General features: G+C 30.4%; 20 protein-coding genes. All 20 read right to left on the minus strand.

Features of this window, described 5'->3' with window-relative positions; all coding sequences use genetic code 11:
- Positions 1 to 13: 13 nt before the first annotated feature.
- On the minus strand, positions 14 to 1,693 hold the full coding sequence (ilvD, locus tag LEBU_RS08685) for a dihydroxy-acid dehydratase (protein WP_015769966.1): 1,680 nt from the start codon (positions 1,691 to 1,693) through the stop codon (positions 14 to 16).
- 356 nt (positions 1,694 to 2,049) lie between these two features.
- Positions 2,050 to 2,211: a hypothetical protein gene (locus LEBU_RS08690; RefSeq protein WP_015769967.1), complete on the minus strand. Its 162-nt coding sequence runs from the start codon at positions 2,209 to 2,211 to the stop codon at positions 2,050 to 2,052.
- A 146-nt stretch (positions 2,212 to 2,357) separates the two neighbouring features.
- Entirely contained in the window at positions 2,358 to 3,119 is a 762-nt protein-coding gene (locus LEBU_RS08695; protein ID WP_015769968.1) for a tetratricopeptide repeat protein, read from the minus strand.
- A gap of 382 nt (positions 3,120 to 3,501) precedes the next feature.
- Positions 3,502 to 4,242, minus strand: coding sequence for a tetratricopeptide repeat protein (locus LEBU_RS08700; protein WP_015769969.1), 741 nt, complete (start codon positions 4,240 to 4,242; stop codon positions 3,502 to 3,504).
- Positions 4,243 to 4,299: 57 nt separating this feature from the next.
- Positions 4,300 to 5,082 carry a tetratricopeptide repeat protein gene (locus LEBU_RS08705; protein ID WP_015769970.1) on the minus strand — a complete coding sequence of 261 codons (783 nt, stop codon included), beginning with the start codon at positions 5,080 to 5,082 and terminating at the stop codon, positions 4,300 to 4,302.
- 144 nt (positions 5,083 to 5,226) lie between these two features.
- A complete protein-coding gene (gene tgt / locus LEBU_RS08710) occupies positions 5,227 to 6,408 on the minus strand; it encodes a tRNA guanosine(34) transglycosylase Tgt (RefSeq protein WP_015769971.1) in 1,182 nt (393 codons plus the stop codon).
- Positions 6,409 to 6,439: 31 nt separating this feature from the next.
- Positions 6,440 to 7,201 carry a TatD family hydrolase gene (locus tag LEBU_RS08715; protein ID WP_015769972.1) on the minus strand — a complete coding sequence of 254 codons (762 nt, stop codon included), beginning with the start codon at positions 7,199 to 7,201 and terminating at the stop codon, positions 6,440 to 6,442.
- A gap of 52 nt (positions 7,202 to 7,253) precedes the next feature.
- A complete protein-coding gene (locus tag LEBU_RS08720; protein ID WP_015769973.1) occupies positions 7,254 to 7,958 on the minus strand; it encodes a hypothetical protein in 705 nt (234 codons plus the stop codon).
- A gap of 129 nt (positions 7,959 to 8,087) precedes the next feature.
- Complete coding sequence (locus tag LEBU_RS08725; RefSeq protein ID WP_015769974.1) at positions 8,088 to 8,522, minus strand: lysozyme inhibitor LprI family protein; 435 nt, start codon at positions 8,520 to 8,522, stop codon at positions 8,088 to 8,090.
- A gap of 62 nt (positions 8,523 to 8,584) precedes the next feature.
- Entirely contained in the window at positions 8,585 to 9,127 is a 543-nt protein-coding gene (locus LEBU_RS08730; protein WP_015769975.1) for a DUF6892 domain-containing protein, read from the minus strand.
- A 161-nt stretch (positions 9,128 to 9,288) separates the two neighbouring features.
- Positions 9,289 to 9,768: an S-ribosylhomocysteine lyase gene (locus LEBU_RS08735; protein WP_015769976.1), complete on the minus strand. Its 480-nt coding sequence runs from the start codon at positions 9,766 to 9,768 to the stop codon at positions 9,289 to 9,291.
- A gap of 58 nt (positions 9,769 to 9,826) precedes the next feature.
- Positions 9,827 to 10,753, minus strand: a complete 927-nt coding sequence (locus LEBU_RS08740; RefSeq protein ID WP_015769977.1) for a D-alanine--D-alanine ligase — start codon at positions 10,751 to 10,753, stop codon at positions 9,827 to 9,829.
- Between the two features lie 159 nt (positions 10,754 to 10,912).
- Positions 10,913 to 11,851 (minus strand): Hsp33 family molecular chaperone HslO, encoded by a 939-nt coding sequence (locus LEBU_RS08745; protein ID WP_015769978.1) that lies wholly within the window; start codon positions 11,849 to 11,851, stop codon positions 10,913 to 10,915.
- A 235-nt stretch (positions 11,852 to 12,086) separates the two neighbouring features.
- Positions 12,087 to 12,674, minus strand: a complete 588-nt coding sequence (locus LEBU_RS08750; protein WP_015769979.1) for an N-acetyltransferase — start codon at positions 12,672 to 12,674, stop codon at positions 12,087 to 12,089.
- Complete coding sequence (locus tag LEBU_RS12040) at positions 12,671 to 12,838, minus strand: hypothetical protein (protein WP_015769980.1); 168 nt, start codon at positions 12,836 to 12,838, stop codon at positions 12,671 to 12,673. Before LEBU_RS12040 ends, LEBU_RS08750 begins: the two co-directional genes overlap by 4 nt.
- 267 nt (positions 12,839 to 13,105) lie before the next feature.
- Positions 13,106 to 13,750: a hypothetical protein gene (locus LEBU_RS08755; RefSeq protein ID WP_015769981.1), complete on the minus strand. Its 645-nt coding sequence runs from the start codon at positions 13,748 to 13,750 to the stop codon at positions 13,106 to 13,108.
- 139 nt (positions 13,751 to 13,889) lie between these two features.
- Positions 13,890 to 14,891: a UDP-3-O-(3-hydroxymyristoyl)glucosamine N-acyltransferase gene (lpxD, locus tag LEBU_RS08760; protein WP_015769982.1), complete on the minus strand. Its 1,002-nt coding sequence runs from the start codon at positions 14,889 to 14,891 to the stop codon at positions 13,890 to 13,892.
- A gap of 88 nt (positions 14,892 to 14,979) precedes the next feature.
- Positions 14,980 to 17,346 carry a BamA/OMP85 family outer membrane protein gene (locus LEBU_RS08765; protein WP_015769983.1) on the minus strand — a complete coding sequence of 789 codons (2,367 nt, stop codon included), beginning with the start codon at positions 17,344 to 17,346 and terminating at the stop codon, positions 14,980 to 14,982.
- A gap of 8 nt (positions 17,347 to 17,354) precedes the next feature.
- The gene (locus LEBU_RS08770) at positions 17,355 to 21,935 is read right to left on the minus strand and encodes a translocation/assembly module TamB domain-containing protein (protein WP_015769984.1); all 4,581 of its coding nucleotides are present in this window, start codon (positions 21,933 to 21,935) and stop codon (positions 17,355 to 17,357) included.
- A gap of 381 nt (positions 21,936 to 22,316) precedes the next feature.
- Positions 22,317 to 23,162 carry a VanW family protein gene (locus tag LEBU_RS08775; RefSeq protein ID WP_015769985.1) on the minus strand — a complete coding sequence of 282 codons (846 nt, stop codon included), beginning with the start codon at positions 23,160 to 23,162 and terminating at the stop codon, positions 22,317 to 22,319.
- Positions 23,163 to 23,167 lie beyond the last annotated feature (5 nt).

Consider the following 23,167-nt stretch of genomic DNA (forward strand, 5'->3'; position numbering starts at 1 on the left):
TTTGTTAAACACATTAATCCAATATCTCAATAGCCCCTCTATCCGCAGAAGACACGTGCATTGCATATTTTCTCAAATACCCTTTTACTTCAATTTTGAATGGCTCCAATTTAGCTTTTCTTGCTTCAATTTCTTCATCCGAAATTTTTATATTTATTGTTCTGCTTGGAATATCAATTTCAATAATATCTCCATCTTGAACTATAGCAATATTTCCACCCGAAGCGGCCTCTGGCGAAACATGTCCAATTGAAGCTCCTCTTGTCGCTCCTGAAAATCTTCCATCTGTAATCAATGCAACATCTTTATCAAGTCCCATTCCAGCAATCATCGCTGTCGGCGATAACATTTCTCTCATTCCTGGTCCGCCTTTTGGTCCTTCATATCTAATAATTACAACGTCTCCTGCTATAATTTTTCCACCAACAATTGCTTCAACTGCTTCTTCCTCACTATTAAATACTTTCGCTGGTCCCGTATGCTGCAACATTTCTGGATCTACCGCCCCTTCTTTAACAACGCAGCCATCTGGTGCCAAATTTCCTTTTAATACTGCAATTCCACCAGTTTTGTAGGCTGGCTTATTCCAAGGCTTGATTACATCATCATCATTTATAAATGCTTCTTTTGCAAGTTCTCCTTGAGTACGCAATGCTACAGTTTTTGTATTTTCATGCAATCTTCCATTTTCAAGCATTCTTTTCATGACTCCTGTTACTCCACCCGCTCTATACAAGTCTTCTATAAAATGTTCTCCAGATGGCGATAATTTACACAATTGCGGAGTTATTTTTGCAATTTCATTAAAATCCTCCAATGTCAATTTTATTCCTGCTTCATGTGCTATCGCTGGCAAGTGTAGAGCGGTATTTGATGATCCACCAAGAGCCATATCCATTGCAACCGCATTTTCAAATGCTTCTCTTGTCAAAATATCTTTTGGACGAACATCTGCTTTCAATACTTCCATAATTTGCATCCCAGCTTTTTTAGCAAGCCGTATCCTTTCTGAAAATACCGCTGGTACAGTTCCATTTCCTGGAAGCCCTAGTCCAAGTGCTTCTGTTAAACAGTTCATTGTATTTGCTGTATACATTCCTGCACAAGATCCGCAAGTCGGACATGCCATTTCTTCAACAGAATTAAGTTCTCTTTTAGTTATTAATCCAGCTTCATATTCTCCAACTGCTTCAAACACATTACTAAGCCCTATCTTCTTTCCTTTATACACTCCCGCAAGCATCGCTCCTCCACTTACAAATATTGAAGGTATATTTAGTCTTGCAGCTGCAATTAACATTCCAGGCACTACCTTATCACAGTTTGGCATAAATACAATCGCATCAAATGGAGTAGCCATTGCAACTGCTTCAATTGAATCTGCGATTATGTTTCTTGTTACCAGTGAAAATTTCATTCCAATATGATTCATTGCAAGTCCATCACAAATTCCAATTGTATTAAATTCCATTGGAACTCCTCCAGCCATTCTTATACCATCCTTCACAGCCTGAACCAAATTTTTCAAATGAACATGCCCCGGTATAATTTCATTAAATGAATTAGCAATCCCAATAATTGGACGATCCATTTCCTCACTTGTAAATCCTAACCCTTTCAAAAGCGATCTGTGTGGAGCTCTAGCCTCTCCTCTTGTCAAGTTGTTACTTCTTCCTTTTCCTTTCATTGTCATTGATTTCACTCTCCTAAAAATTTTTTATGTTTTCCAAATGCAGATAATCCCAAAATTCCAAGATTTTCTACACATTATTGTATAAATAAATATTCAAACTGGCTCTAATTCACTTCAGCGTTACTTAAAGCCACTTGATTAAATACCAAAATTCTTTAAATCCAAACTAAAATTCAATTTCAATCGGCTTTGTCTATATTTTATCACATTTTTTATAAAATTTTTACCTTTTTATATGTGTACAGTAAAATTTCTAAAATTATAAATTTTATCTTAAAAAAATAAAAGACGACTTAATATAAATCGCCTTTAAAGTTATAATTTTTATTATTATTCTAAGTATATGATTTTACTAATTATTTTGCAGCAAAATTAGTCATTACATCTTTACCATTTACCGACATAATAAAATCATTTTTAGAAACTTTTAAGGCAGCATGTTGTTTGTTTTGCACGACTATGATTTCTAAAATTTCAATAATCAGTAATAATGATAAGACTAAAATTAATAATGACATAATTTCCTCCAAATTTTCTATTTTTTACTTCATTAATTTATGCATAAGTATTATAGCAAAAATCAATCATTTTGTAAAATATATGTTATATATAAGACTTATATATATTATTTATACTTAACAATTTTTAATCAAAAAATTTATTATTATTTAGCCGCCTCTCGTAATCTTTTCTCTAAATCTTTCACCAATTCTATATTGCCTGCGTTTCTAGCTTTTACTATTCCTTCTCTTACCGATTTTTTTAAAGCTTCTATATCGTTTATTTCCTCATATAGAAGTGATAAACTGTAGTATGATCGCAAAAATCCTTTTCTAATACTTGCTAAAAACCACTTTTCTGCTTCTTTATAATTTTTTTCGTCCCTAGATACAATCCCTAATCCTTGTTCTGGATGACCAAAAAAATAATTATCTTGCTTAATATAGTCTATTGCTAGTAAGTACCAGTTTTTTGCATTTTTATAATCTCCCAATCCATAATATGCTTCTGCAGTCCAGTAATAATACTCAGGAACATAATCCATATAATATGGATTTTCTATTAATATTTCCTTTAATATTTTATTATATTCCAGAAGACAATCTAATCCTTTTTTATATTCTTCACTTTCAACATAAGCCCTTCCTAGATAAAAATATGCTAGAGAACTTCCACTTTCTATAGCTTTTAAATACCATTTTTTAGCTTCTGAAGAATTTCCCTCATTTGCATAAAACCATCCTATCGTAATTAAAAGAATCTTATCATTTGGATATTTCCCTGCAAGAGACAATAATTTTCTTATATCCCTATTAAGAGCTGCTTCATCTACCTGTGCATTTAACTCGTCTTGTGTTATCGCAAAGCTTTGAACTCCTAATCCTAAGTTTGCAATTAATAGCAGTAAAATTAATTTTTTTTTCATTTTACACCACTTCTTTCTTTTTTAATTTAGTATTTTTAAATTTAATTACCGCTTTCAATATAATTTATTTTTTTAATTTAAAATATTTAATATTTTCTCAATATAATTATAACCTATATTTTTGAAAAAAGAATAGCTGTATAAAAAAAAATTTGCTTGAAATACAAAAACTTGAAATTGAAAAATTTGAAAAAAACACGGTATTAGAAATTTACGAGGAGGAGAATGTCCAATGAGAAGAAATATCCCAAAATAAAATAATTAAAAAAAAGACAGTCAGAAAAGCTTTGTTGTATTGTTTAATGACTGCCCCTAAATATTTTACCTGTCTTATATATGACTTATATATTATTTATATTTAATAATTTTTTAATTAAAAAAACTATCTTAATTCCTGAATATTATCAAGCGTTTCTTGCAATTCTTCCTGCAATTCCGTATCATTTGTTTTTTTAGCCATTTCTAATCCTTTTCTTACCCATTTGTCTGCAGTTTTATAATCTCCCATACTAATGTATAAAGCTGCTAAACTTTCGTATGCCCACAAGTTTCCTTTTTCAATAGCTGCTGAATACCATTTTAATGCTTCTTTCTGATTTCCTTCTTTAGCATAAATTATTCCTAATCTCTCTTCTGAATAACCATCTTTATCAAATTTTATTGATTTTAAAAACCATTCTTTTGCAGTTTTATAATCTTCCAATTCATCATATGCTGCTGCAATCCAATAATAATTATCAGTATTATCTGCTATTTTTTGATATTCCTTATAATATTTTATTGCTTTTTCGTATTCTCCTTTTTCAAAATAAACGTATGCTAAATTTGAGATTGCATTGTAATTTCCTTTTTCTATAGCTTTTAAATACCATTTTTCAGCTTCTAAATAATTTTCTTTGTTATCATACAGAACTCCTAATCTGTTTAAATATTCAGCATTATTTGGAAATTCTTTTACATATTTTGTAATTAAGAGAAGTAATTTTTCTTCATCCTCTTTTTCATATGCTTCATCTATCTGATCTTCTAATTTTATTCTTTCATCTTTTGTCATCACTGCAAAACTTTGAACTCCTAGCCCTAAGTTTGCCATTAATAATAGTAAAATTAAATATCTTTTCATCCTGTACCTTCTTTCTATTTAGTCTAATATTTCTATTAGTTTTTACATTGTAAAATTTTAATTTCCACTTTCAATATATTTGATGGTTTCCTGTATATCCTTAATTTTTTCAGCATCTTTTGATTTTTTTGCCTCTTCCAATGCTTTTCTGAACCATTGCAAAGCTTTTGCATTATCATTTAAGTTAATATAAAAAATTCCTAAGTTCGGGTATGTATCTGTATTTCCTTTTTCAACTGACTTTAAATACCACTTCAAAGCTTCCTTATGATTTCCCTCTTCATAATAAATTTGTCCTAAAAAGTCTTCTGAATCTCCTTCTTTATCATTAATATATGATTTTAAAAAATATTTTTTTGCTTCTTCAGGATTTTTTAATGCATAATTTGAAACGCCTATCATGTATTCTTTTAATCCAATCACATCCTTCATATATTTATCATCAATTTCTTTATACCATTTTAATGCTTTTTCATATTCTTTTCCAGATGCATAAAGATTTCCAATTATTAATCTTATATCGTATTTTTTCCCATCATCTCCTATAAAAGGATATTTTTTTTGTAATGCTACTGCTTCATTTAACTCTTTTTCAGCTTCCTTCTTTTTACCCATATCTTCATACATCATTCCCAAAAAAACTTTTAATTCAAGATTTGAAGGATTTTTTAATATATTTTCCTTTAACATTGACATTGCTTTCTGCTTGTTTCCCTTATCGTATTCTTCAATTACTTTTTCTATTACTTTATCAGAGTTCTTTGAAGTTACTTCTGAAAATCCTTGCACTCCAAAAATTAAATTAACCAAAATTGCTACAAAAATTAGTCTTTTTTTCATTTTACACCTACTTTTCTTCTTATTTTTTATTTATTTCTTTTTAGAAAAAACTTTCTATTTATTTTATCATAATTATAAAAAAAGTCAATAATAAAAGACGATTCAAATATAAATCGCCTCAAAATTACAATTTTTTATTTAATCTTATATCGACTTCGGTTTTATCCATTCACTTTCTTTACCCATCGCATAATTTCTCAGCACTTCTTCCTTATATTCCTTAAATTTTCCATCAATAATTGCCTCACGTGCATTATCCATAAGTTTTAGCAAAAAATGCAAGTTATGATATGTCGCAAGCCTCTGTCCCAAAATTTCTCCAGCCTTGAATAAATGCCTAATATACGCCCTCGTATAATTTTTGCAGGCATAACAGTCGCAACCTTCATCAAGCGGTCTGTCATCTCGTGAATAAATCGCATTTTTTATAACAAGCCTTCCATATTTTGTAAAAACAGTCCCGTGTCTACCAATTCTTGTCGGCTGAACACAGTCCATCATATCAATTCCATGTTCCACAGCCTCAAGCATATCCACAGGCTCTCCCACTCCCATTAAATAACGCGGTTTATTTTCAGGCAATTTGGGTGTAATATATTTCAAAATTCTGTACATATCCTCACGTGGCTCCCCAACGGCAAGCCCTCCTAAAGCATACCCAGCAAAACCATAATCAGACTCGTACAGCTCTTCAAGACTTTTATCCCGCAAATCCTCATAAATTCCACCTTGTACAATTGCAAAAAGCCCTTGCTTATCCTTATTTCTATTTGCTTCGATACAACGCTTAGCCCATCTCGTAGTTCTTTCAATGGACGGAATCAAATATTCACGTGTTGACAATCCTGGGGGGCATTCATCCAGCACCATCATAATATCGCTTCCCAGATTATTTTGAATCGAAATAGATTTTTCAGGCGATAAAAAATGCTTTGAGCCATCTAAATGGGAACGGAAATGAACACCTTCCTCCTTTATCTTTCTCAAATCTCCAAGACTAAACACTTGAAATCCACCGCTATCAGTAAGTATTGGCTTATCCCATCTCATAAATTTGTGAAGCCCACCAAAATCATTTACCAAGTCATCTCCAGGTCGTAAGTATAAATGATATGTGTTCCCAAGAATAATTTGAGAATTAATCTCTTCCAGCTCCTCTCTGGTCATAGCCTTTACAGTTGCCTGCGTTCCAACTGGCATAAATACTGGTGTTTTTATCTCTCCATGTGGTGTTTTTATAACTCCCGCACGTGCATTTCCATCTTTTTTTTCTAATTTATACTCTATTGGATTTTTAAAATCTTTATTTTCTTTTTCAATACACATTTTATCTCCTACATTTAATTTTTAAATTCCATTACATTCCATAAATTTTCTTAGCATTTTCAGTAGTTACCCTAATAACTTCCTCTACCGAAATTTCCTTAATTCTAGCTACTTCTTCCGCTACATATTTTGTATAAACTGGCTCATTCCGTTTCCCTCGAAAAGGCACAGGTGTCAAATACGGACAATCTGTTTCCAGAACAATTTTTTCCAAAGGCAATTCCTTCACAAGCTCCTTCGTCTTTTTATTATTTTTAAACGTCAAAGTACCACCAATTCCTAAGTAATACCTATCCAAAAACGGCTTTGCTGCTTCTAAAGAACCTGGATAACAGTGCAAAATCCCGCCAACATTTTTATAATCCTTCAAAACATCAAGTGTATCCTGTAAAGCCTCTCTTGTATGGATAACAACTGGTTTTTTTACTCTTTCTGCTAGTTCCATCTGCTTTCTAAATCCAGCAATCTGAACATCCTTCGGATCTTCCATCCAGTGATAATCCAGCCCAATTTCCCCAATCGCAACAACCTTTTTCTCAGTCAATGCTAATCTTTCGAGTTCTTTTTCTACTTCATCATTATATTTTTTTATATCCACAGGATGAACTCCAATTACCGCATTCACAAACGAATATCTATTCGCAAGTTCAATGCTTTTAAGTGAACTTTCTAAATCAAACCCAATGCTCACAATCCCTTCCAGCTCATCTTCAATCCTTTTCATCACATCATCAAAATCATTTTCAAACTGTTTATCATAAATATGCGTATGCGTATCAATTATTTTACTCATTTTAATAAGATAAAGTTATTCCAAAATTTCAGAATAACTTCATTTCCTTTCTTTATTGTTCATTTAAATTATTTTCTAAATTTTCAAACACAGAATTAAATATATCAAAACCATCACTTTCTAATATTTCTTCATTTTTATATTCCCATTCTTTTTTCTTTTTTTCCAAAATCATTTTCGTTTTCTCAGTCATATATTCAAATTGATTATTTTCCAATCTTTTTAGCATTTCATTTCGAGATTCATATAAAATTATTACATTTGCTTTCAGTCTTTCTTCATCGGATAATTTTTGAATTTTTTCTTTATCCAATTTATATCCCAATTCTTTCGAAATCTTGTCTTCTAACATTTTATTAAATTCTTCAGAAAACATAATTTTAAAAATATTCGGTGATTTTTCTGTATAAATTATTTCTACTTTATTTTTTGAAATAAAATTAATTTTTTCAATTTCATAAATTGTTTTTTCATAAACTTTGTTATTCATCAAAACATCGGGTACATTCACTTTAAAATTTTTTTCACCTGTTTCCAAATTAGTATTTTCCGAATATTCAATACCCTTATTTTTACTTTCTATCCTATCTGAAATTTCTTTATTAAAAACTTCAACAATTTTTTCACTTTGATTTTTCATTTCCTCTTCTGATAATTTTAAACTCTTATTTTTCTTAATTTCAAAATTTTCTTTTTTTAATTCAAATGAAAAATTTAACGAAAAAATAACCAAAAATAAAATCAGTATTTTTTTCATAAAACTCCTTTTTTACAAACAATAAAAATAATAAAAAAGTAAACTCAAGAATTATATTTTTTATGTTGTGTATTTTAACTAATTAATCTGAATAAAAATTTCAGTATATCTAAATTTTCTTATCCAAACTTATTTCAATTTTTCATATCTTTTAGATAATTCAATCGCTCTATCTTTAGTAGAATTAATTAGAGATCCTGTATACTCCAAACCATAACCCGTTCCACAAAGTTTGTTTCCATTTACAGTTTCACAAAATCTATCTGCCGCTTCTTCTGCCGCTCTTTCTTTTCTTTTTATCCATGCTTTTTCTTCATTTCTAAGTTTCAATTGTTCTTTTTTTGACAATTTTGACATTAACAATTTATAAACTTTATTTAATTCATTATCCCAACCCTTGAAAATTGCCACAGCTGCTTCTTTCATTTCGACATTGCTTCCTCCAAAGGAATCCTCTACACTTTTCTCTTTAATTTCCATTCTATTAATCATATCACTCGTATAACCAGAAAAACTGCTAACTGAAACCATTAAACTTGCAACCAAAATCATTACTTTTTTCATAAAAAATCTCTCCTTTTTATTTTCAAAATCAAACTTAAAAATTATAATCTTTCAATTTTATTTTATTCCACTGCAATTCCATTTTCCCTAAATTCATCCAGTAATTCCTCATCACAGCAAGCGATAAAAATCACCTTTTTCAAATTTTTTAATTTCTCAAACCCTTTTACACTATGTGTCTGAAATAAATAATCTTCTCCATCCCAATTTGGACAAAGAATACCATAAATTTCAAGCCCACCATCAAAACAAATTTCATCTACTTTTTCCAAGTCCTCTGCCGTCAATTTCACATTTTCCAAAAATTTTAAAATCGGCTCAACTATAATTGGATTAACAAAATTTCCTATTTCAAAAACATAATCATCATATTTTTCTTCTAATTTTTCAGTCAATTTTTCAAATTCTTCAACAAAACTTGCATTTTTCCCAAGCAAAGTTTCCAAAACAACCAGCTTAAATCTAAAATCTTCAAACATTCCACTTTTATCAACCATTTCGTAATCGTCAGGATAAAATTCTCCAAAATCCTCTTCTTCAAATTCATCCATTTCCGATTTTCTCACAAACTCTTCAATATTTTCTTCTTTTAAAATGTAAGGCATTTCTTTCTCCTAATTCATTAATTATTAAATCGTAAATCCATTAAAATTCTTTATTTTGAGTTATTTTATTTCCATAATACTTAGATTCAAATTTAAGATATGCCTGAAAACAATCAAAATAAAATTATTAGGAATATTTTAAGACACATCAAAATATTTACTTATTCAGGATAATTTAAATTTTCTTCTCCCAAATTCTCCAGCGTTTCCTCCAAATATTTCTTAGCCTCAAAATTAGCCATTGGCAAGTTTTGATCTAAATAATTTCCACATTCAATCGCAGTCGCTCCTGGGATTGCTCCTTTAAATTCTGCCATAAATTTGTAAAGTTCCTTCATTAAGTCAACAATGTCCTTTGATTCCAATTTTCCTTTTAGGATAAGATAAAATCCTGTTCTGCAGCCCATAGGCCCAAAATATACAATTTCATCTTTCCAAGTTGGATGATTTCTCAAGAAAGTCGCTCCCAAATGCTCCATTGTATGAAGTTCTGCGATGTTTATTACTGGCTCTCTATTTGGTAATTTCATTCTTATATCAAAACTTGTCAAATAATTTCCATTAACTTCGTCTATTCTTGACACATAAATTCCTCTGTTTAATCTGATGTGATCTACTGTAAAACTTGCTATTCTTTCCATACTTTTCACTTCCTTTTTATATTTTTATTTTCTATATTTTTTCAAATTTTTAAGTTATTTATCTTTGCACTTTTATTGAAGATTCTATCAATAAGTCCAATGTTTGTGCGTAATCATAACCTTTTGAAGCTGTACTTTTTGGCAATAAGCTGGCAGATGTCATTCCAGGCGATGTGTTTACTTCCATAAAATATGGTGTTTCTTCATTTACCACCATAAAATCTATTCTTGCAAATCCTTCACATTTTAGTCCGTAATAACTGTCTTTTGCAAATTTATTAATTTCAGCCTGCACTTCTTCAGGAAATTCAAATACATATTCATTTGCTCCACCTTTTGCATATTTTGATTCATAGTCAAAGTAATCTCCTGCAAGAGCCTCAATTCTTATTGTTGGAAAAACTTTCCCATCAATCACAGGCACACTGATTTCCACACCATGCAGAACTTCCTCAATCAAAGCCTCCTTATCCATTCCAAATACAAGTTCCAGCCCTTTTTCAAGTTCTTCCTGATTTTCCACAAAACTTACTCCAATGCTCGAACCACCACTATTAGGCTTTACTACAACACGATTTCCCAATTCTTTTTTTATTGTCTCAAAGTCAACTGTTTCGCCTACACGTACGCTTTTCCATTTTGCAATTCTAACTCCATATCCAGCCACAATTCTTTTTGAAAATTCCTTATCCATGCAAACAGCGCTCGACATTACTCCAGGCCCGCTGTAAGCCACTCCCAGACTTTGCAAAATCGCCTGTATTCTTCCATCTTCCCCAAACACACCGTGCAAAGCGATATAAACAAAATCCAGATTCAATTCTTTCACTTTCTCAAAAACTTCCTTTTCTGAATCAATCACAATATCAAAAACCTCATATTTATCTCTATTCAAGTTTGCTACAATTTCACTTCCTGTCTTTAAAGAAACTTCTCTTTCAGTTGAAACTCCACCACGTATTACTCCTACTCTTAATTTTGACATTTTCTCTTCCTTTCCAGTTTTTTTATTATCAATGATAATCAAAATATTCACTTTTTATATTCTTGAAAAAGTCGAAATTATATTTTACTTATTCAATAACAAAAGGGCTTAACCTCTTGATAAACAGTATAAACTTATATAATTTCAATCAAGTTTATTTTATAAATTTTTAAAATCTTCTTTTCCAAAATCATATTTTTTACCGCAAAAATGGCATTCTACCTGAATTTTGCCTTCCTCTTCCAGAATTTTATCAATTTCTTCTTTTCCAAGCGTGATTAATCCCTTATAAAACTTTTCTTTAGTGCAATTACATTTATACTCCAGCTCTGATTTTTCCAAAATTTCAAAATCTTCCACATAAACCTTTTTATGAGCACCATCAACATCTGTCTCTTCCTCAAATACCGAAATATCTTCATAAAGCAGTTCCACAATCTGCTCAAGGCTCATTCCACCTTCTAAAAGTTCTGTAATCGTCCTAATCTGCTGTAATTTATTTTCCAGTTTATCAATAAATCCGTCTTCCACACCTGGCAACAGCTGTATCAAATAACCTCCAGCCCTTTTTACTTCTCCATTTTCATCCAGTTTTACACCAAGTGCGACAACTGATTTTATCTGCTCTGACAAAAGAAAATAATGAGCAATAATATCTGCAATATCCTCTTCATTTATTTTTATAACGCCAGAAAATGGATCTCTTAGTCCCAAGTCTTTTATAACTTGCATCGTCCCATTTCCAATAAATCTCACTTGCCCAGTTTCATCTTTTATAAAATTTCCATTCTCGTCAATTATCTGATGAAATTTCTCTTCAGGATTTCCAATATAACCTTTTACTTCCCCTTTCATATTCCCAGTTGCAAGCATATTTCCATAAGGTCCGTCTCCATCTACTCTAACTGTTACCAAATCCTTCTCATTTTTCAAATCTTTACCCATCATAGCCGTTGCTGTCAACAACTTACCAAAAACAGTCGTTGCTATCGGATCAAGTCCATGTACTTTCTTGGCCTCTTTTACAAGTTCTGTAGTATCACAGACAAAAAACCTCGCACATTTGCTTGTTCCTCTAATTATTTCTGATTTTCCCATATTTTTTCTAACATCCTTCTTTATTTTAAAATTATAATTATTCTACTCAAAATCAAATTAACTTAATTTTCGTCAGCCCAATTTCAATTTAATTCAAGCATATTTTTAAAAATTACATTACTAGAATATCACATTCTATACAAAAAAACAAGATAATTCATTTTTCATCAAAATTCAAAAATTTTAACAAAAAAAATACCACCATTTAAACCAACAGCAGTATTTCGCATTCTAATCAATTTTTCCTATCCAATTTCATCATCATAACAACCAATCCATCTTTAGAAATTAAATTATCTATCTTCTCAAAGCCAAATTTTTTATAAAAATCTATAAGTTTCTCTGAATTTCTACATTCCAACCAAACATATTTTGCATTTATCAATTCCTTTGCTTCCAGCAATAACTCAAAAGCAAGTGATAATAAAAAATTCCCTTTTATTTGTTCACTTTCTGATAAATTAAAATTTTTCCCTAGTTGTCCTAATAAATAACTATTTACCAAGTAAAATCCATTACCGACCTTCTGTCCACTTTGCATTAATTTCTTTTGTTTACTATTACTTAAATTTTCAAATCTTTCATTCGGTAATATTAAACTTTTATTTGCTACTGAAAAATAACCTAACAAAGTATCATTATTATCAAAAATCAAATGTGTTGTTGAAATAGAACTTTTCTCAAAAAATATTGCTTTATTATGTAAAAAATCTTCTACATTATTATTTTTTCTACTACTAAATGTATTCAAAATATTTTCTTTTACATATTCTTCTGTATCATACTTCAACAAATCATTTATTGACAATCTTGATATTTTCATCTTTTCTTATCCAATATTCTTCTAATTCTTTTTTCATCTGTTATTTTTTCAGCTTTTACACCTGTTAATTCTGGTTTTCTGTCATTCTCCAATGCTTTTATTAAACCATCTATTTCCTTCTCGGTTTTAAACTCTGGCAATCTTAAAAAACTTGATGTAGCCATTTTTATTCCTCCCTTTTTTATTTTTTACACTATAATTATACAATAAAAATATTTAAAAATCAACTTTTTTTAATTTTATTTTAATACTAAACCCCATTTAAATAACGAAATTATTACAAACTTTTCTAATAAAGGATATAAATCTAATATTTTCAAATAATTAAAATATAATTTTCATTTTTCAAACGATTCTAGTATAAATAAAAAACAACCAAACTCACTTATAAAAGTAAAAGAATGATTGTTTCACTTAATAATTAAATTATTTTATTTTTTCTGATTTCTAAGTTCTTCTGGTTTTTGCGATAGTCCTGTTGAAGGTCCTGTTTCTGGTAATTCTACTGCTTCTTCTTTAGGCATTCCTAAAGTATTTAAATTTGATAATGTTGTATTTAATTTCCCAAGTAATACATCAATATTTTCAGCTGTTACTACTATTTTTTCTCCATCTGCGGTCTTTTTGACAACGAACTGTGTTGTATATTTTGATTTTGGTTTGTTCTTGGATTCTAATTCCTCTTTTAGCACTTCTTCAACTGATAAAGGTCTTTTTGAATCATCTTTTGAAAAAGCTCCTTTAACCATATTTTGGAAAACTTGTAAAAACACCTTCTGCATATCTACATTTTTTATTTCCACAGTTACAATTGATGTTTCATCATCTTGTTTCTCAGTTTTGACTATTTTGTACTCAATGTTTTTTAATAGGGTCTTAAAAAGAAATTTCTGAATTTCATTATTGTATCCTGCTTCCATATTTGCTTTAAAACTTTCATCACTTGTATATTTTGCCGCCTCATTAAATTTTTCAGCTTTTACATTGTCAATAAATTTTGAAACTGTTTTATCAGGTCCAGAACCACAGCTAACTACGAATAAAAACATTAACATTCCTAGTAATATCTTTTTCATTCATAACTCCCTTCTATTTTATTTATAATATTTTTAACTCTTTGTTATTTATTCTACATCATTTGCATTAATAAGTCAAGAAAGTTTTGAAATTTATATAAAAGATAATGTTAAGAATTTTCTTTATTTTAAATTATTTTTATTTTTTTAGCTCTTTTTCTAGTTTTCTCACACGCTTTACAAGTTCAGGGACTTTTCCCATAGCCATTTTTACTCTCAGGTCTTCCATATGCTCACGAAGCGGATACCCTGACATCTGTTTTCCATCTGGCACATCATTAGTAACTCCCGATTTTGCCGCAATTACTACATTGCTTCCAATTTTTAAATGCCCTGCTACTCCAACTTGCCCTGCAAGAGTTGAATTGTCTCCCACTTCCACACTTCCAGAAATACCGGTCTGAGCAACAATTAAGCAATTTTCCCCAATTATATCATTGTGGGCAATATGTACTAGGTTGTCTATTTTTGTTCCTTTTTTTACAATCGTATCTCCAATTGCGCCTCTGTCGACACATGAATTTGCCCCAATTTCAACTTCTTCTCCTAAAATCACGTGTCCAATTTGCTCTATTTTAACATTATTTCCATTAACTTTCACAAATCCAAATCCATCTGCTCCAATTACAGCTCCCGGTTGTAAAATCGAGCCTCTCCCAATTTTTGAAAACTCTCTTATTGTAACATTTGAATAAATTATACAGTTATCTCCAATTTCTGTTCCTTCAAAAATTGACACATTTGGATAAACTACTACATTTTTTCCAATTTTTACATTATGCCCTATATAAGTGTTTATTTTGGAAACATTTGCTGTTTTGTCAATTTTTGCAGAATTTTCTATCTGATTTTCAAATGGCTTTAATTTGGGTTTGAAATAATTTAATAGTATTGGCATCAGCTCTCTAGGATTATTTTTTACTACAATAAACGTTTTTTCAGCTGGCAAATTTGGTAAATCTGGTACAATAACAGCACCTGCATTACATTTTCCAATATTTTTCAGCATTTTCTCATCTGCTGCAAAAGTTAATTCCTTTTCATTTGAATGAAAAAATGGAGCAAGTCTTGTAAAACTCAATGTGTCATTTCCTCTTATTTCACCATTTATCAGTTTTGAAATTTCTTTTATATCGTACATTTTTATCTCTCCTTTTTGCTTTATAAAATTAATAGGGACTGAAATTAATCAACCCCTATAATTAAATTTGTATTTAAATTTTTTTAAATTAGAATGATTGTCCAAAGCTAAAGTAGAATTTACCTTTATCTTTTTTCTCACCTTTTTTCTCAGGATCCATAGGCCAACCATAATCAAATCTTAACGGTCCAATTGGCGTATTTAATCTTACCCCAACTCCATAACCTTTTTTAAGTTCTTTAAAGTCATGAGCTTCTTTTCTATTTGGTTTGTATACTCTCTTACCTGTAACGGGATCTCTTCCTTCTCTTTGCCAAGCATTACCTATATCAAAAAATGCTACTAATTGTATTGTATCATTAATTTTTGTTCTATTTTCAATTGTTGCATGGAACTTGTCATATCCATCAAATGCTCCAGAGTCGTATCCACGAAGTGATTCTGCTCCACCAATACTGAATTTTAAGGCTTCAGGAGTTCCGCTTCCAGTTTTACCCCAAGCTACTCTATATGCCATTACGTTTTTCTCACCAAAGAAAGTTGGATGGTAAGCTCTTAAATCTGCTTCAAATTGATCATACTGTCTAGGATCTTTTATAAGTTCTCCTCTTTCGTATGACAATGTTGCATAAATACCTTTAGTAGGACTATAGTCATTATCTCTTGTGTTATAAATCAACATTGGAGTAAGCGCAACTAAATTATATTTATCATTTACCGTTTTATTTCCAAACAACTCTTTAAAATGTTCATATCTTGCAGACAATCTTACAAAGATATCACTATTTAATCCTTTACCAATTGTCCAACGTGTTCCTATTCTTTTAACTTTTTCCACTTCGTCTTTTTCTGCGTTATCATCGACAGATTCTGTCCAATAAGCCGATCCTCCAGCTTGAACTCGTTCAGTTCCTCTTAGCCAAGGATCAAACCAGCTTAATTCAAATGTTTTATCTCCTTTATTTGAAGCTGACAAAGTAATCGCAGCATCCTGTGCTCTTCCTAGGAAATTTGAATCTGATAATTTAACTTCTCCTACCAATCCTACAGAAGTTCCATACGAAATACTTCCGTTAATTGTAGTTGTAGGTCTTTCTTCTACTACAAATTCTACAATTCTTGCATTTGGATCTTCTTCTTTTCCTCCAATTTTTGGTACAATTGAAGTAAATATTCCCGTTCTGTAAAGTTCTTTAAGTGTTGCTGCCACATTTTTCTCTTCAAATATGTCTCCTGGAATTATTTTTTGATATCTTTCAAATACATATGGTTTTGTTCTTAAAGTCGTATGTTTTAAAGATTGTCTTTCATTATCTCTCTTAGATGGGGCTTTCGAATATTCAACAGAATCTACAACTCCTTCCGTTAATCCAAGGTTTAGAATTCCATCTTCTGAAACATTTATTGATTCAATTCTCACAAGAGTGTATCCATTTTTGTTGTATAAATCAAGTATTCCATTGTCATCAGGATCTAGCAAGTTGCTGTTTAAGATTTCACCAACTTTTACTTTTAAGGCTTTTCCTATTTCTTCATTTGAGAATAAAGTATTTCCTTCAAAATTCATACCTTGTATAATTGGATTTTCTCGAACTTCGTAAAGAACTGATACAGTATTGTCAGCTTTTCTATCAATTTTTGGCTCAACTGCTGAAAAATATCCTGATTTGAATATTTTTTGCGCTCCATCAATTGCTTTTTGCGGTATAAAGATATCTCCAGATTTTATAGGAAGATCTTTTAGATAATCTTCTTTGTTAAGTAGCTTAGTACCTTGAATATCTACAGTTGTTACTGTGTAGTTTGTTTCTCTTTTCAGTTCTTGCTGTAATTGCTGTCTTTTTAAAATTTCTCCTGCATTTTGAGCTTCACTTACTTCAACCGCTATATTTACATTATTTCCTTCAGCTTGTGGGAAAACATTTACATCCGCTACATATCCTAGTCTTCTAAGTGACAGATAAATATCGCTTAAACTTTTATTTGAATAATCGTCTCCAGTTCTTACAGGAATTTGTGATGTTAACAATTCAGATGGTACTTCACCTGATGATTGTGAAAGATTAATTGAACCAACTTTGTAATCTATTTTTTGTTCTGGAATTTGTGGTAAATCTTTTTCTTTGTTTTTATTTTTGTTTTTAGCATTATTTTTAGTTTTTACTTTTTTTATTTTAATTTTTTTCCCTTTAACTTGAACTGATTCTATTTCATCGTCAAAAGTTAAACTATTTGCACTGTTTACACTACTTGCTTCATTTTTTTCACTAACAGTATCAGCCGCTTCACTTTCCTCTTCACTAGAGGTGCTTTGATTATCTGCTAATTCATTAGTTCCATTAGTTCCAATTATTTTGCTTTTTTCTTCTGCCTGTGATAAATTATTCACAGAAACAAACAATGTTACCACAACAATTAAAGCATAAATTTTATTTTTCACTTTTTGTCTTGACATTTTTCCTCCTATTTTTTTAATGTATCGAGTTTTCTCTTTTTAAATATTTTTCTTAAAATATCTCCAAATGTGTCCGCTCTTGTCGAAAAATCAATTCCAAAATAATAATTTATTCTTGATCCATTAGTCATGTATACTTTGGACTTATTTATATTTTCTCCTCCAAGACGTAAATCTAAACCATTTGTAACATTATAGCTAAGCCAGGCATTATAGCCTATAGGTTCCTTTCCTTCTGATTTTGAAGTTTGATACGGAAATTTCACAGCCGCATTCCAAAATAGTTTATCTTTATATAGATTATCCTGAAGCGTAAGCGTTGTAGATGCGTTATATCCTCCTTCTCTGGCTGAATTTACATTTGTTGAAACAGATACTTTAGACAACCCTAACGTATCTCTAATTTTACCAGTTACTGATGAAAAAATCAACTCATTTAACGCACTGTTTACTAGAGAACCTGCAATTACCAGTCCATCAGCTGAATTGTCATCTCTTCTTGCACCATCTCCGACAATAGTATTAAATGCAAGCATTGATATGATTTCTTCACGAGTTTTTCCTGAAGAAGATGAAAAACTTATTTTTGGATCATTTACGTTTCCACTTACATTTATTTCTATTCTATCTCCGTTTACTATTGTACTCGCATCGAATATTACAAAGGGATTGGTGATTGAAGTTGTTGTTCCATTCATAACTGGAACAAATCTTATTTCTGCACCGTCTATTTTAAAATCATTTCCATTTACTGAAAATGAACCTCTTGTAATCATATATTGTCCATCTATTCCGACTTGACCATTATCATAAGTGATTTCGGAATCTCCTTTTATTTTTCCCTTTATATTTTTTACAACACTTATATTAGGAATATTCAGTTTTACATTATTTCCAGTTCGTACATTCAGTTTAACACTATATTGCTTTAATATCTTGTCAATAACCTCTTCAACAACTCCCTCTACAATTGTCTTATCCTTTGATTTTTTTGCCTGTTCTTCATCAGATAAGGTTGTTGTTGTTTCAGTTTGAGAATTAAAATTTGGTAATTCTCTTATTTCTGCACTGTCAATGGTCAAATCCCCGAATAATCTATTTTCTGTAAATATCGCATCTCCTGAAAGTGCCAGATCAATTCCTTTTCCATAACGGATTCCAACTTTATTAAGTGCCGCATTCAATTCAATTTTTCCCAGTTCCAAACGTTTTGTCTTCATAAAATCTGCTGGAATTGTAGGGACATCCAAATTTCCTGTCACTTTAAAAGTTCCGCCATTATATCCTCCATCTAGTCTATTCACGATAAGTTTATTATTTTTTAAATCAATATTGGCATTTACATTGTCTACAAGGGTCATTTGATCCTTTGTTTTATAATTGAAATTATCCAGCAGGATATGCCCTGTTGTAGATTCATTTGAGAAAATTGCATCTATATTTGCAATTCCGCTTGCCTGTTCTATATCTTTATTAACTCCTAAAAAATTTAAATTAAAATTTTTTGCAAGCATCGAAACATCGTATTTTATAGGTGCAAATTGAAAATATCCATTTACTAAGAGTGGATTATCTTCATATTCCAAATAAAACTGTCCTATATTTAAGGTTTTTTCATTAGCCTGAAGATCAATATCTACATTTTTTACAGGAAAACCGCTAAGTTTAACCGCATCTGACTTTATTTGAAGTCCTGTTATGAATTTTTCAAAACTTCCACGATACATGAAACTAAGATCAATGTCTCCACTGTATCCCTTATCTTTCAAATCCTGTACCGAATCAAGTGAAAATTTCTGATTTGCCAGCTTATAGTCGATATTTACGTTAGCCAAATCAAATTTTGTCTGTGTTTCAAATAGTATCTCATTATTATCTCCAAAAAATTTTAATTTTTTTATGTCGAATGTTCCGTATTTAAATAATTTGTCGATATTTCCATTGGAATATTCAAGATTTGCTACAATTTGTGGGATTCTATAAGTCTTTAAGCTTGTATTGTTTAAAGTTAGTTCACCTGACAAATTAAAATTGTTCAAATCACCTTTCAAACTAAGATCTGATTTTGTTCCAAATGTTAAATCTGGCATATTTAGAAGTTTTGGAATATCAGGCTCTTTTAAAGTTAGTTTTATATCAGAAATTCCCGTTTTCAAATCATAAGTTCCAGATAGCTTATTTTCACGTAAAGTTACGTTCTGAAAATCTATAACCCCATTTTTTATATTTAAAAAGGCATTTGTGTCACCTACATAATTTGAGTTTATAGTAGTCGGAGCTGCCGGCAATGAGATTGTTCCTGATAGCTTGTCAACAGTTCCTGACAAGTTTGCAGTTAAAACTCCAACGTTTAAGTTGATTTTTTGGCTGGAAGTATTATAAAGCATATAATCCTTTAATTGTGCATTTATATCCATTTTTCCAGTTTTTATATCAAATTTCCCGCTAGCTGTCAAATTTTCGTTTTGTATTTTTGAAATATTAACAACATTGTCTTTTATATTCAAGTTTCCTTTGACATTCTTTAAACGCTGATATCCAAACCAAAGTTCATCCATATTTGTATTAATTGTCATATCCAGATTTTTCAAATCGTTAATTTTACCGTTTACACGTAACTTTTCGTATTCTGCAATATATTCCCCATAGGGACTGAAAAGTTCATATGCTCCCGAGAAATGACTGCCTTTTCCACTAATTCTAGCTGTCACTGTCGCTGGTAATTTTGCTTTATTCAGTCCCTTAAAATTATAGCCATTTGCTCTTAGTTCCTGTGCAATGTCTACAGTTTTGGGAATACTTAACGTGTAAGAATGTTTCATATCTGAAGTTGTCGTTCCGGCAATGTTTACAATTGTTCCACCCTTTGTTCCTGCTGTTCCAATTATTTTGTAGTTTCCATTGTGAATTTTGATATTTGTTCTTATTGTTTTAATAAATGGAACTGAAAGGTCCTTTAATTTTAAACGTAGTCTTCCTGAACGCAAAACATTGGCTTCATTAAATTTCACAACTAGATTTTCAATATCTGGACTTACTACATAGCTGTTTCCACCGTAATTTACTTTTAGATAGCCTTTACTTCTGGCATTTATTACAACTGTTTGTTTTTTCGGATTTACAGTGTATCTTGCATTTAGAAGTCTGGAGTTTAGTGTTCCAGTTATGACGTTTTTGGATGAAATTTTTGCATTTCCAGTGAATGTTTTTATGTCAAAATCTGAGCCTAGATTTTTTAGGACATAGTTTCCGCTTCCGTTTTTATTTTTCAAATCGTACACAAATTTTCCAATTTTAACATCCTGATTGATTCTAAATCCTGAAATTTCTTCATTGAATACAAATGTCGTATTATTTAAAGTCACCTTATTATCTGCGATTTTCATTGCAGTTTTTACATTTTGGAAATTATAGTTCGAGATAGTTATGTTATCTGAAGAGAATTTTCCGTCAAGTGTAGCTTTTTTGCCTTTAATATCGACATTTACGTCAAGATTTCCTGTAATTCCGCCTGTAGCAGTAAATTTCGTATCTTTTATCACTTTATATCGGGCAATTTCTTCAAAAGGAACATTATTAGCGTTTAATTTTAAATTCAGCTTGTTCTTTTCAGGAAGATAATCAAGTGCCAAAGATACTGGCTGTTCACTTAATTTAGTATCAGCTTTTACTGTAATTTTTTCTTTTTTCAAGTCAATTACAGCATTAACATTTTCGATATCGCCGTCAAAATCAACGTAGCTAAGTTTCCCATTTTTTATTTTCAGATTCCCCAGAACGTTCATTTTTTTCTTGACTTTATTTTCACTTAATTTAAGCACTCCGTTCAATATTCCGCCTTTTACTTTTATCATATCAAGCGGTACATATTGTCCCAGTTCTTCCCTTATGCCAATGTTTCCAAAACTGAAATTCAGACGGAATTCCTTTCGCCGTTTATCGCTATTTTTCATTGTGTCAAACATTGAATAAATTGACTGTTTTGATTTTACAAGCTGCTTTAGTTCAATTTTTATCTGTTCCGTTGTTCCATCTTGATTTTTATTTCCAGAACCTTTTGCTACTAATGAAAATCCACGGGATTTTGCTGTTTCCAGATTTCCACTTACTTTTACAAGCTTTTTCTGTATTTTTTTAGGAAAGCTTATGTCTGTATAATTTAGAACTGTATTGTGAATATGAAGTTTTCCTATTCTGCTTGTCGGATCAAATGTTTCCCGCTTTTTAGGATCTTTTTTTATTACGTGAAAAATATTGAAGTCATTATTTTTTCTACGTTCCAGATTCACAACACCGTTATAGACGTCAATTCGGTTAAGTCTTGTCGGCATAAGCAAACTTATTCCAGCTGTAGTTTTTTTACCGTAAATGACTACTTTTCCTTTCATATCCTTAACTTTTAAATTATTAACCTGAAGTTTACTAAATCCGATAAGCCAGACGCCATTAAACTCAACATTCAGTCCACTACTTTTCAAAATTGAGGTCAGAACACTTTTAAAGTTTTTAGTTGAAATATAAAACTTTAACGCAAATAGAGACATTAGAAGAAAAACAAACACGATTAAAGATTTCTTTATGTATTTCATCTCACGTTTCTTACCTCCTCTTCTGCTTTTTTTGAAAAGGATAATTATTTTCATTGTCCTAATTTCTACTATTTTCTTTTATTTTTTCGTCTTTTGAATTATCACAATTGAAATTATGAATATTCGATGTAACGAATGAATAAAGAAAATATCTTTTTTATTTTACCACAATTTTTCATAAAAATCTATTATTATTATACGTTTTTTTCCCTTAGACTGTATTAAAATCTAAAAATCATTATATTTTAACTTTTTTCTAATATTTTTTATTAATCAATGTTATGTTTTATTTTTTATAAAATTACATTATTTACTAATTTTATTTTTAATTTTAAAAAAAAGACTGTTCTACTTTAAAACAGCCGTTGTTTAACTTAAAAATTATTTTTCTTCTTTTATCAATTCTTTTGGAATTAAATCATAATCATACATTACCATCGAATTGTTGTCCCAGATAAGTTCCTTACTCAAGATATTTTCTGTTGTTTTTTCAATGGCATTTCTATAAATTTTAGAGCTTCTGTAGTATTTATCGCCTTTTTTTCTAAAATGATGATTTTCTTCAACTAATTCATATTTCCAAGGAAATTCTGTTTCACTTCTTAATTCCGCCTTTAATTTCCCATCTTCACACCATACAAATAATTGTATATTCTGGTCGGAATTATTTTTAAATCGGTAATCGATGTAATTGTATGAAACTGATGTTCCTGAGCTGAATGGAATTCTGTTTTTTTCTGCACTTGGATCCAGAGCGTCAGAATGAGTGTGAAGTTCCACTATTTCTAACGGACTGTGCAAAATTAGCCAATTTATCGTATTTCCAAGATTACAAAGTCCTCCACCGATTCCAGGCTTTATTTTCCCTTTTGATATGATACGTCCTGCTTTATAGCCTTTTTTTCTTGTTGCTTTTCCAACTGTTTTCCAGAAAGAGAAAGTTTCACCTGGACGAATTATTATTCCGTTAATTTTGCTGCTTGCCAGTTCCAGATTCACTGCCTTGTTTTCTTGAAGAATTGGGTCGATTCCTTTTCCTTTTCTTATGATGTTAGAACTGTGAGTTGAAATGATATTTGGTAATTTTTCTTCTTTTTTAGTTTTTGCAAATTTTTCTTTTGAGAAAAAATCTTTTATGTTTCGCTTTGCGATTTCCTTGTGAAGAGAAATTGTGTAATAAAATGGGTGAATATCACAAAAATTTCTTCTTCTATTTCCATTTGACATAATAG

The sequence above is a fragment of the Leptotrichia buccalis C-1013-b genome (assembly GCF_000023905.1).
Classification (GTDB): domain Bacteria; phylum Fusobacteriota; class Fusobacteriia; order Fusobacteriales; family Leptotrichiaceae; genus Leptotrichia; species Leptotrichia buccalis.